An 11,685-nucleotide genomic window follows, 5' to 3' on the forward strand; every position below is an offset into this window, starting at 1 on the left:
GGATGGGGGAGCCGGGGGGCCCCGGGTGGTGCCTCGCACGAGGCATCCCCATTTTGTTCCTACCCAAGCACTGAGCCCGGGCCGTGGCGTCCGGGCAGAAAGGCAGAGTCGCGATGGCATACGGACTCGCGGAAGACCCCGGGCTTTCCATCACCTCGCACCTCGACTCGGTGGACTACCCCGCGTTGAGGGAGCAGATCGTCCGGGCCGCGGAGGACAACGGCGCTCCCGTCGACATCATCAACGTCCTCAAGTCGCTGCCGCAGACGGAGTACGCGTCGCGCGAGCACGTGATGAGGGATCTGGCGGAAGCGGCGAGGCGGTTCGGCAGCCCCTGGCTCAAGGACGACGACGGGGTGGACCGGGACCGGCGCAACATCGGGCGAGACCTGGTGGAGAACGCGCCCGAGGGCCACACGCGTCACCCGTGAAGTACCGGGCCCTGGCGTGACGAAGCGCTCGCGGGCGCTGGCGCTTTCTGCCAGCGTGCGCGGGCGCATGCGTCCACGCCTCCTGCTGTGCAGTCTCATGCTGTCGCTGCTTGCCGCCGCCTGTCGGAGGGCGCCGCCGCCGTTGGTTCCCACGGCCGCGCGGCCGCCGCCGGTGCGGCTCGAATTCCAGCCTCCCGTGGACCGGGTTCTCACCGAAACCGTGCGCGCCATCCGCGTGGTGGAGCGCGGGGGAACGTCCGTGCGTGAGGAGGCGGAGGCCACCACCGAGACCCGCTTCACCCCCTCCGAGGGAGGCTGGCTGCTGGCCCAGGTGGTGCCGCGCTCGCGCCTCGTGCGCGGGGGGGCGGATGCCGGCACCGAGGTGGACACGTGGGTGGACAACGTGCTGGCGCGCTTCACGCTGCGGGTGCGGCTGGCGGCGGACGGCACCTTCGTGGGGCTGGTGTCGGCGGAATCGGCGCTGGAGGCGCTACGCCAGGTGGTGCCGGCGGGAGCGCCGGACCTGGCCGTGCTGGAGCGCTTCTTCTCTCCCGAGGCGCTGGAGGCGAGGATGCGCCGCGAGTGGGAGGCGAAGTACGCGGGCCTCTTCGCGCGCAACCTGATGGAGGGGCAGCGCATCTGGTCGGTGGACGTGCTGCCGATGGGCGAGACACAGGTGGCGTACGTGCTGGAGCGCACGGTGCAGGGCACGCGCGACACGGACTACGGTGACGCGCTGGTACTGACCCTGCGGTGTCTGGGCACGCTACCGGAGGGCTCGCCGGACGAATTGACGGACGCGTGGGAGGCGGCGGGGAAGCCGCAATTGACACCGGGCGTGACGTGCGAGGGCGAGCAGGTGGTGGCGCGGGGCCGCTTCGTTCCGGTGAGCCGGGAGCTGACGGTGAAGGCCACGGTGGCGGGGGAGTCGTGGACCGTCACCACACAGTCGCGAGCACAGAGTCTTCAGGAGGAGGCGCGATGAGCTGGGAACAGAACCTCGTGGAGGACGAAGCGGGCGTGGAGCGCGTGGTGAAGAGCGCGCGGCGGGTGGCGGTGCTGGGCATCAAGACGGAGCAGCAGTCGGGGCAGCCGGCCTTCTACGTGCCGGACTACCTGGCGCGGGCCGGCGTGGACGTGGTGCCGGTGCCCGTCTACTACCCGGACGTGACACACATCCTCGGCAAGCCGGTGTTCCGCAGGTTGGTGGACGTGCCGGGCGACGTGGACCTGGTGGACGTGTTCCGCAGGCCGCAGGACATCGACGCGCACGTGGACGACATCATCGCCAAGAAGCCCAAGGCGGTGTGGTTCCAGTCCGGCATCCGCAACGACGCCGCGGCGGAGAAGCTGGCGAAGGCCGGCATCCAGGTGGTGCAGGACCGCTGCCTGATGGTGGACCACCGCCGCTACGGCACGCGGTAGCCGGGCGCGCGGCCCCGCCGCCGCGCATCACCTGCTGTACCATTGACGCGCGCCGCCATTCTCGGGCGGCCCGTTGGTGGCCGGTGCGGCCGTTGCCGCCCGCCAAGGGCGGGCATCCGGATTGCCGCTCTCGCGGACACCTGTCATGGCCAGACAGCCGACAGGAGCCGTGTATTTCTTTGCCGTCACTTCATCGACTTCCCGCTGACGGCCCTCCCTTCCTTCCATCCCTGATTTCAGACATCGCGGGCACGACCCGCCGGGCGCGGTGCGGCCGTATCTGAATGGGAGCCTGCCGGTCACCCCAGACACTGCAGTCGGCAGGTCTGCTTTCCCCCCCCACGTCCATGGGCTGTACCGCCGCACCTGAAAGAGACAACGTGAACAGACGCCCCCTCAGTGTGATGAGCCATTACCGGCGCGCGCCCCTCTCGGGACTACTTGCCGTCCTCTGCCTTGCCACTCCCTCGCTGGCCTTCGGCCAGCAACAGCTCCCGTCGGTCAGCGCCCAGGTGCCGGAGTGCGCGGGATGCCTGAGCGCCACGACGGGAAACGTGACAATCAAATACTCCTGGACGTCCACCCAGGGGACCTCCAGCGTCGAAGGCTCCGCGCCGACGAATGCCAAGGTCAAGACTGTCTATCTCAACGGCGCGCCGACCGGGCAATACGTCACCATCAGCCGAATCGACCTGGAGCACCAGGGCTGGACGGGTGCCGTCTTCACGGTCAACACCTCGGGCAACGTCTGGTATCCCACTGCGACCTTGCCGGCGACGGCCCCGTGGGCCGGACATTTCGTCAACGACGGCCCATGGGTGGCCACGCCCACCGTCCTGTCCGCGAACTCGAGCTCCCGGCTGAACATGGACCTCGTCATCACCTGGGAGGCGGCCGATACCACCCCCGTCCCTGTCGGCAACAAGCGGGTGAACCGCGGGGCCGACTTCAACGGCGACGGCAAGGGGGACCTCGGGACGTTCACGCCAAACAGCTGGCTCGTCCATCTGTCGAACGGCGAGACCTTCTCGACACAGGACTGGACGGCCGGGTCGTTTGCCACCTGGAGCGCAGGGGATGTTCCCGTCATCGGCGACTTCGATGGCGACCAGCGGACGGATACGGCACTCCCATACATCCCGACCAACAGCTGGGTTGTGAATCGCTCCACTGGGACGGGGTTCTCCGGACGGTTCTGGGGGCAATTCCTCTACAGCGGGGAGAGCATCCCCATGGCGGGTGATGTCGATGGAGATGGCAAGGAAGAGGCCATCTACTTCAGTCAGCACCATGGGTGGAGAATCCTCTTCAAGCACGCGAGCGAGTATCAATTCGGCAGGGTGTCGACCTGGTCCGGTGCGGCCGGCACCTGGGGAGACATTCCCCTCGTCGGTGACTTCAACGGCGACAAGAGGACGGACACGGCGGTCTTCACCCCCAACAACACCTGGCTGGTGAACCTGTCGACGGGCACCAGCTGGCAATCACAGCCGTGGTACGGAGGCGCGGGCACCTGGGGTGACATTCCGCTCGCCGGCGACTTCAACGGTGACGGGAAGACGGACACAGCGGTCTTCACCCAGAACAGCACCTGGCTGGTGAACCTGTCGACGGGCAGCGGCTGGCAGACGCAGCAGTGGCCGGGGGCCTGGGGGAAGACCTGGGGTGAGATTCCCGTCGTCGGTGACTTCAACGGCGACGGGAAGGCAGACACGGGCACCTTCTCCCCCAACAACGGCTGGGTGCTGAACCTCTCCTGGGGAGGCAGCTGGATGCCGGTGGTCTTTTCGAACCCCGGGAGCGTATGGGGTGACATCCCGCTCAACGCGCCTCCGCACATGATTCACCGGTACGTGAGGACGGGGCGCTGGTACGACCTGCCCGTGAAGGCCTCCCTGCACGGGTTGGGCGGCAAGTGCCTGGATGCGGACTGGCAGGAGCCCGTGCCCAATGGCAGCAAGGTCCAGCAGTGGCGCTGCACTGACGGGATGAACCAGATGTGGAACCTGCATCCGGACGGCACCATCCGGGGCCTGGGCGACAAGTGCCTGGACGTGGAATGGCTGGAGCCCCTGCCCAACGGCGCCAAGGTCCAGATGTGGGAGTGCACCGGCGGGCAGAATCAGAAGTGGACCCTGCGGCGCGACGGCAGCATCCAGGGCCTGGGCGGCAAGTGCCTGGACGCGGACTGGCTGGAGCCCGTGCCCGATGGCAACAAGGTCCAGATGTGGGACTGCACCGGTGGCACGAACCAGCGCTGGCAGCCCGTGTTCCACTGAGGCCCGGGACAAGAGCTGAGCCCACGTAGCAACGAGAAGCGCTCCCGTCGCTCGCATGAGGCGACGGGAGCGCCGTGGTGTTTCAGGGCCGCTGACTCAGTAGCTCCCGGAGATGACCTTGGGCAGCGCCTTGCGCAGGTCCGGCAGGGGGCCAATCTGCCTCGAGTCACTGGCCTGCGCGGTGCCGTTGTTGCGCAAGAGGCCGCGCATCTGCACGCTCGTCAGGCGGCGGCCGTTGGCCAGGGCCACGCCCTGCGCGCTGGCGGCGGCGCCCACGACGATGGGCGAGGCGCTCGACGTGCCGCTGAAGGACGCCGTGTAGAACTGGTCCTCGCCGTAGGACGAGCCGAACACGTTGCCGTAGCCCATGGAGTAGACGCGCTCACCCCAGCCGTGCACGTCCACGCGGCTGCCGTAGTTCGTCCAGCACATGGGCGCGCGCGTGGTGGCCGTGCTCGCGCCCACGACGATGGCGCCCGAGTCGCGCGTGGCGCGGTTGAAGGCTCCGCCGTACGCGGCCGCGTCCAGGTTGGCGCTGCCGTTGCCCGCCGCCTCCACCACGATGACGCCGTTGGCCGTGGCCGTGCGGATGGCGTCGTAGTTGGCCTGCCAGTACTCCATGGCGATGTAGTTGCACTGGCCGGTGTTGCACGTGCACGCCGTGCCGTCGGACGGGCCCGGCGAGTGCAGCTCGATGAGGACGATGCCGCCCTGGCCCACGGCCGTGGCCGCCCGGGAGATGGCGCTCGCGGTGCTCTGGCTGGCGACACCCTCCACGCCCGCTCGCGCCGCGTTCGCGATGCCCGTCACGCCGTACGCGTTCGCCGTGCCGACAATCTCGCCCAGCACCGCCGTGCCGTGGTTGCGCCAGCTGATGTCCGCGTACTGCGTGCCGCCCTGGTAGAAGAGCGTCGGCATGTCCTCGTGGGTGATTCGCCAGCCGCCCTCGATGTCCACCACCTTCACGTTGGTGCCCCGGCCGCCTCCCACCGTCCACGCGTACTTCGCGTCCACGCCGCCGGGCGCCGCGTTCAGGTAGCCCTGGTTGGACTCGTACAGCGGCGTCGTCGGGGGGACGTCCGCCGCGGCCAGCAGGGCGCGCGCCGCCGCGTCCATGCCGAAGTTCACCATGGCCGGCTCCGCGGGAGGCTCGGCGTAGGCCAGCTCCACGCCGTCCAGGCGGTTCAGCTCGGCGACGAGGTCCGCCACGCGTCCGGCGGTGGTGCCCGGCAGGAGCGGCACCTCGAAGTACAGGTTCAGGTCCGCGAGCTGCTGGCCGCCGCGCTCCTCACCGGAGGCCTTGCGCGCGTCCAGCGAGGCCTCGTCCTCGTCGAACAGGCGCGACGGGGCGCCCACGCGCGGCGCGCGCTCCAGCAGGGACTCCACGGCGGCGGCGTCGGCCCGCATGCGCGCCTCGCTCAGCCCCCGGCCGGCGAGCAGCGCGCGCTCCGCCTCGCCCCGCTCGGTGGAAAGCGGCACCAGGCGGTTGTCGCGCAGCCGCACGCGGCTGCCCTCGTGGAACTTCACCACGATGCGCTCGACGAAAGTCTCGGCGGCCAGCTCGCGGCCGGTGTGCTTCGCCACCAGCGCGCGTGGCTCCAGCGACTTCGGAGCCGCGTCCGCGGCGGGGGCCAGGGCCAGCAGGGACAGGGACAGCAGCGCGCCACGCAGGGGACGCATCGACAGGAAGAACGACGTCGGCATGACTGCCTCCACTTCGGGAAGAGGACGGCCGTGACACGCGGACCCCTTTCGGACCCATGTCCGGGAGGGCGCGAATCACGCGGGCATCATGCGTTCCTGGTCTGTCGTTTAATTCTGGATGACTACCAGAAGCTGTCCGTTAGTGAACAGTCTCCGGCCGGGCGGGGCGCGCGCTACCACTCGGCCTCGGCGAAGGGCACCGGGGGCCGCGCCAGGGCGCGCTCGGCGGACAGGCGCCCCTGGTCCAGCGCGTCGAAGCCGCGCTCCATCGTGGTGGGCGACACCGGCGGCAGGTTGGAGACGACGACGTAGACGGGCACCTGCCGCTGCTCCAGCACGGTGAGCTGGAGCCGGAAGTGGTCCCTGCGCAGCGCCGCCGAGCCCGAGGCCAGCCCCTGTGCGTACGCCATGGGCCCGCCCACCACCTTGCGCGTCCGGCTGGGCAGGAAGTGCACGAGGATGGCGTCCAAGTCCTTCCCCACCGCGCTCTCGTTGAGCGACAGCGCGGGCGCCTTGTCCACCAGCCCCCCGTCCCAGTACAGGCTGCCCTCCAGCGGCACCGCGCGGAACAGGCCCGGGTAGGCGCACGTGGCGTGGACGCGCGGGGCCAGCTCGCCCGAGGTGAACACCTCGTGCCGCCCCAGCGTGAGGTTGGAGCCCACCAGCAGGAGCGGGTGCGGCAGCTCCTCGAAGGTGCGCACCGCGAGCGTGTCCTCCAAAAGCCGCCGGAAGCGCTCGCCCTTGAGCAGCCCCGTGGGCCCGTGCCCCGTGGCGCCCGCGTTCAGCACCGCGCCAATGGGGTCCGGGTCCCAGAAGTTGGCCCGCGTCTGCCGCAGCACCAGCTCCTCAATCGCGTGCACCGGCGTGCCCGCCGCCGCGTACGCCGCCACCATGCCGCCCGCGGACGCGCCCGCGTACGCGCGGGGCTTGAGCCCCGAGGCCGCCAGTCCCTTCAGGAAGCCAGCGTGTCCATAGAAGCCGAAGTACCCGGCCGAGAGGACCAGGCCAAAGCGTTTGCCATCGAGAAGTTGGTGCAGGGTGGGAGGCGGCATGTCCTGACATGTACGCCAACTGTCACGAGCCAGTAAACGCGCCGCGTCGAAAGTCTCTGGCCAAGGCATCGGCATCGACGTATGTTGATGCGGCGATATGGAGGAACTCTCCCAATCATTCCGGGCGCTCGGCGACCCGACGCGGCTGCGCATCCTCCGGCTGGTGGCCGAGGCGCCGCTGAACGTGACGGAGCTGGTGTCGCTGGTGGGGGTGGCGCAGTCGTCCGTGTCGCACCACCTGGGGAAGCTCAAGGGCCTGGGGCTGCTCAAGGAGGAGCGGCAGGCGGGCTTCAGCTACTACTCGCTGGCACTCGAGGAAGGGGACGCTCGCTGGCCCCTCATCCGGATGGCCCGGGAGGCGGAGGACGCGGCGGGGGACTCGGCGCGGCTGAAGGACTTGCTGCGCGCGCGCGAGGACCGGCAGGCGCTCAACGAGCGGCTGTTGGAGCCGGGCCAGTCCTGGTTCCTGTGGGCCGGGGCGCTGGCGTCGCTCTTGCCGCCGCTGGACGTGGCGGACTTCGGCTGCGGCACCGGCGTGCTGAGCGTGGCCATTGCCCGGTGGGCGCGGCACGTGTGGGCCATCGACCAGAACGCGGACGCGCTGGTGCAGGCCCGTGAGCGCGCCGGCCGCGAGGACCGCGCCAACATCACCTTCCTGCGCGAGGACCTGCACCGCCTGTCGTTGAAGGCGGGGCGGATGGACCTCGTCGTGATTTCGCAGAGCCTCCACCACGTGGAGTCCCCCGCGGCGGTGCTGTCGGAAGCCGCCCGTATCCTCAAGCCGGGCGGCCGGCTGGTGGTGCTGGAGCTGATGCCGCACGAGGAGCGTTGGGTGCTGGAGCGCTTGGGCCACCGGCACCTGGGCTTCGCGCCTGAATCCCTCGAAGCCGCGCTGCGCGAGGCCGGCTTCACGTCCCTCGCCCGCGAGACGCACGCGCGCGACGGGGCCAGTCCCTTTCGCGTCTTCCTGCTGACTGGAGTCAAGCCATCATGACGACCCACCTGCCCGCCGCCCTGCCGCCTCCCTCCGGTGAGAATGGCCGCCGCGTGGAGGCCCTGCGCGCCACCCTGCGTGAGCGCGTGCTGGTGCTGGACGGCGCCATGGGCACGCTCTTGCAGGGCCACGACCTCAAGGCGGCGGACTTCGGCGGCGCGGAGTACGAGGGCTGCAACGAGCACCTCGTCCTCACCCGGCCGGACATCATCGAGGGCATCCACGCGCGCTACTTCGCGGCCGGCGCGGACGTGACGGAGACGGACAGCTTCGGCGGCACGCCGCTCGTCCTCAACGAGTTCGGCCTCGGCCACAAGGCGCTCGAAATCAACGAGGCCTCCGCGCGGCTGGCGCGCAAGGCCGCCGAGGCCGCCGAGGCGAGGGACGGCCGCATGCGCTGGGTGGCGGGCTCCATCGGCCCCACCACCAAGGCCATCAGCGTCACCGGCGGCATCACCTTCGAGGAGCTGGTGGACAACTTCGCCGTGCAGGCGGAAGGGCTCGCGCGCGGCGGCTCGGACTACCTCCTCATCGAGACGGCGCAGGACACGCGCAACGTGAAGGCGGCGCTGCTCGGAATCGAACGGGCCTTCCGCAAGCTGGGCTACGCGCTGCCGGTGGCGGTGTCCGGCACCATCGAACCCATGGGCACCATGCTGGCGGGGCAGAGCGTGGAGAGCCTCTCCGCGTCGCTGGAGCATGCGGACCTGCTGTACCTGGGCCTCAACTGCGCCACGGGTCCGGACTTCATGACGGACCACATCCGCTCGCTGTCCGCGATGAGCCCCTTCCCGGTGTCGTGCGTGCCCAACGCCGGCCTGCCGGACGAGAACGGCCACTACCTCGAGACGCCGGAGATGATTGCCCGCTCCCTGCGGCGCTTCTGTGAGCAGGGCTGGCTCAACGTGGTGGGCGGCTGTTGCGGCACGCACGCGGGCCACATCGAGACGCTGGTGAAGGCCGTGCAGGGCCTGAAGCCGCGCCATGCCTCCCCACGTCCGCGCGCCTCGCTGTCCGGCGTGGACTACGTGGAGGTGAAGGAGGACGAGCGGCCGCTCATCGTCGGTGAGCGCACCAACGTCATCGGCAGCAAGAAGTTCAAGGAGCTCATCGTCGCCGGGGCCCTCGACGACGCGTCGGAGATTGCCCGCGCCCAGGTGAAGCGCGGCGCGCAGGTCATCGACATCTGCCTCGCCAACCCGGACCGGGACGAGCTGGAGGACATGCGCCGCTTCCTGGAGGTGGTCGTCAAGAAGGTGCGCGTGCCCCTGATGATTGACTCCACCGACGAGCGCGTCATCGAGATGGCGCTCACCTACAGCCAGGGCAAGGCCATCATCAACTCGGTCAACCTGGAGGACGGCGAGGAGCGCTTCGAGAAGGTGGTGCCGCTGGCGCGCCGCTTCGGCGCGGCGCTGGTGGTGGGCTGCATCGACGAGGTGGGCATGGCCGTCAACCGCCAGCGCAAGCTGGAGGTGGCGGAGCGCTCGTTCGAGCTGCTCACGAAGAAGTACGGCATGAAGCCGGAGGATTTGTACTTCGACCCGCTCGTCTTCCCGTGCGCCTCCGGCGACGTGCAGTACACCGGCAGCGGCGTGGAGACGATTGAGGGCGTGCGCCTCATCAAGGAGCGCTTCCCGCGCTGCAAGACGGTGCTGGGCATCTCCAACGTGTCCTTCGGCCTGCCCACCGCGGGCCGCGAGGTGCTCAACTCCGTCTTCCTGTACCACTGCGTCCAGGCGGGCCTGGACATGGCGCTCGTCAACTCGGAGAAGCTGGAGCGCTACGCCTCGCTGCCGGAGGAGGAGCGCAAGCTCGCGGAGGACCTGCTCTACAACCGCGGCGGCGACCCGGTGACGCCCTTCGCGGCGCACTTCCGCGAGCGCAAGCCCGCGCGCGCGGCGGTGAGCACCCTGCCGCTGGAGGAGCGGCTGCAGCGCTACATCATCGAGGGCACGCGCGACGGCCTCACCGCGGACCTGGACGAGGCGATGAAGAAGTACGCGCCGCTGGACATCATCAACGGCCCGTTGATGAAGGGCATGGACGAGGTGGGCCGCCTCTTCGCCGCCAACGAGCTCATCGTCGCGGAGGTGCTCCAGAGCGCCGAGTCCATGAAGGCCGCGGTGAGCCACCTGGAGCCGCACATGAGCAAGGCCCAGGCGGCCACGCGCGGCAAGGTGGTGCTCGCCACGGTGAAGGGCGACGTGCACGACATCGGGAAGAACCTGGTGGAAATCATCCTCGCCAACAACGGCTTCCAGGTGGTGAACCTGGGCATCAAGGTGCCGCCCGAGCAGCTCGTGCAGGCGGTGCGCGAGCACCGGCCGGACATCCTCGGCCTGTCGGGCCTCTTGGTGAAGAGCGCGCACCAGATGGTGGCCACCGCCGAGGACTTGAAGCGCGCGGGCGTGGAGACGCCGATTCTCGTGGGCGGCGCGGCGCTCAGCCGCAACTTCGTGGACCGCAACATCGCCCCGGCCTACGGCGGCGGCACCGTGGCCTACGCGCAGGACGCGATGAGCGGCCTCGATTTGGCGAAGCAGATTGTGGACCCGGGCGCGCACGAGAAGCTGCGCGGGGAACTGGCCACGCGCCGCGAGAAGCTGGCGCGCGAGGTGAAGGAGCGCCCCGCCCCGGCGGCCCCGGTGGTCCGTCCGCGCAGCGCCGAAATCCAGGTGCTGGAGAAGGTGCCGTCCGCGCCGGACTGGGAGCGGCACGTGCTGACGAACACGCCGCTGGACCACATCTGGCGGTTCATCAACCCGGTGATGCTGTACGGGCGGCACCTGGGCCTGCGCACCTCGTCGCGCGCGCTGGGCACGCCTGCGGAGGCCGAGCTGGCGAAGACGGAGGAGGGCCGCAAGGCGCTCGCGCTGAAGGAGGCGGTGGAGGACCTGAAGAGCACGCTGCGCGGCGGCCTCATGCACGCGCGCGCCGTGTTCCAGTTCTTCCAGGCGTCCGGCGACGGCAACCGGGTGGTGCTCTTCGACGGGCGCACCGGGCAGGAGGCGGCGTCCTTCGACTTCCCGCGCCAGGACCGCGAGGGCGGGCTGTGCCTCGCGGACTACCTGCGGCCCCTGGAAGACGGCAAGCCGCGCGACAACGTGGCCATGTTCGTCGTGACGGCGGGCTCCGGCATCCGCGAGCTGGCCGAGGAGCTGAAGGCGAAGGGCGAGTTCCTGAAGATGCACGCCGTGCAGGCGCTGGCGCTGGAGACGGCCGAGGCCTACGCGGAGCTGCTGCACACGCAGCTGCGCAGCATGTGGGGCCTGCCGGACCGGCCGGACATGACGATGCTGGAGCGCTTCCGCGCGGAGTACGCCGGCAAGCGCTACTCGTTCGGCTACCCCGCGTGCCCGCGCCTGGAGGACCAGGCGAAGCTGTTCGCCGCGCTGCGCCCGGAGGAAATCGGCGTGCAGCTCACCGACGGCTGCATGATGGAGCCGGAGGCCTCGGTGTCGGCCATCGTCTTCCACCACCCGCAGGCCTCGTACTTCTCCGTGACGTGAGGTGAGCCTGGGGCGCCGGGCATGGCGCGGAACCTGCACCATGCCCGGGGGTTCCCCCAGGGCCGAGGGGAACACACCCCTGTGGAGTCCCTCGTGTCTGACATCCGTGTCGTGTTCCTCGTGCTCGCGCTGCTTCCGGCCCGCGTGCTCGCCCAGTCCAGCGAGCTGGCGCCGCCGCCGCTCATCGAGGCGGCCCAGGAGTCGGAGTCCGTCGGGCCGTCCGTTCCCGAAGTGGCGCGGCCTCCACGGGTGGTGACGGAGGCGGAGTGGGGGCCGGAGCCCCGGGGG

Annotated in this window: 9 protein-coding genes; 7 read left to right on the forward strand and 2 right to left on the reverse strand. The window is 70.1% G+C overall.

Annotated features, from left to right (window positions below):
- Positions 1-113 precede the first annotated feature (113 nt).
- The 4 genes from HG543_RS45195 (at position 114) to HG543_RS56890 (ending at position 4,135) form a co-directional block, all read left to right on the forward strand.
- The gene (locus HG543_RS45195) at positions 114-431 is read left to right on the forward strand and encodes a DUF2795 domain-containing protein (protein WP_169351167.1); all 318 of its coding nucleotides are present in this window, start codon (positions 114-116) and stop codon (positions 429-431) included.
- Positions 432-498: 67 nt separating this feature from the next.
- Positions 499-1,416 (forward strand): hypothetical protein, encoded by a 918-nt coding sequence (locus HG543_RS45200; protein ID WP_169351168.1) that lies wholly within the window; start codon positions 499-501, stop codon positions 1,414-1,416.
- On the forward strand, positions 1,413-1,856 hold the full coding sequence (locus tag HG543_RS45205; RefSeq protein ID WP_169351169.1) for a CoA-binding protein: 444 nt from the start codon (positions 1,413-1,415) through the stop codon (positions 1,854-1,856). The genes HG543_RS45200 and HG543_RS45205 overlap by 4 nt, the downstream gene beginning before the upstream one ends.
- Positions 1,857-2,410: 554 nt before the next feature.
- Positions 2,411-4,135, forward strand: coding sequence for a ricin-type beta-trefoil lectin domain protein (locus HG543_RS56890; protein ID WP_169351170.1), 1,725 nt, complete (start codon positions 2,411-2,413; stop codon positions 4,133-4,135).
- A 96-nt stretch (positions 4,136-4,231) separates the two neighbouring features.
- On the opposite strand, the gene HG543_RS45215 is transcribed toward HG543_RS56890, so the two are convergent.
- Entirely contained in the window at positions 4,232-5,839 is a 1,608-nt protein-coding gene (locus HG543_RS45215; RefSeq protein ID WP_169351171.1) for a S8 family peptidase, read from the reverse strand.
- 173 nt (positions 5,840-6,012) lie between these two features.
- Positions 6,013-6,891 carry a patatin-like phospholipase family protein gene (locus HG543_RS45220; RefSeq protein WP_171818366.1) on the reverse strand — a complete coding sequence of 293 codons (879 nt, stop codon included), beginning with the start codon at positions 6,889-6,891 and terminating at the stop codon, positions 6,013-6,015.
- A gap of 97 nt (positions 6,892-6,988) precedes the next feature.
- Here HG543_RS45220 and HG543_RS45225 point away from each other — a divergent pair, with 97 nt between their 5' ends.
- The 3 genes from HG543_RS45225 to HG543_RS45235 all read left to right on the forward strand — a co-directional run.
- Positions 6,989-7,885 (forward strand): ArsR/SmtB family transcription factor, encoded by an 897-nt coding sequence (locus HG543_RS45225; protein WP_169351172.1) that lies wholly within the window; start codon positions 6,989-6,991, stop codon positions 7,883-7,885.
- The gene (gene metH / locus HG543_RS45230; protein WP_169351173.1) at positions 7,882-11,397 is read left to right on the forward strand and encodes a methionine synthase; all 3,516 of its coding nucleotides are present in this window, start codon (positions 7,882-7,884) and stop codon (positions 11,395-11,397) included. The genes HG543_RS45225 and metH overlap by 4 nt, the downstream gene beginning before the upstream one ends.
- Positions 11,398-11,490: 93 nt before the next feature.
- Positions 11,491-11,685 (forward strand): hypothetical protein (locus tag HG543_RS45235; protein ID WP_169351174.1); only part of this gene is annotated, 195 nt, incomplete at its 3' end.

Origin of the sequence: Pyxidicoccus fallax (genome assembly GCF_012933655.1) — a bacterium.
Taxonomy (GTDB): Bacteria; Myxococcota; Myxococcia; order Myxococcales; family Myxococcaceae; genus Myxococcus; species Myxococcus fallax.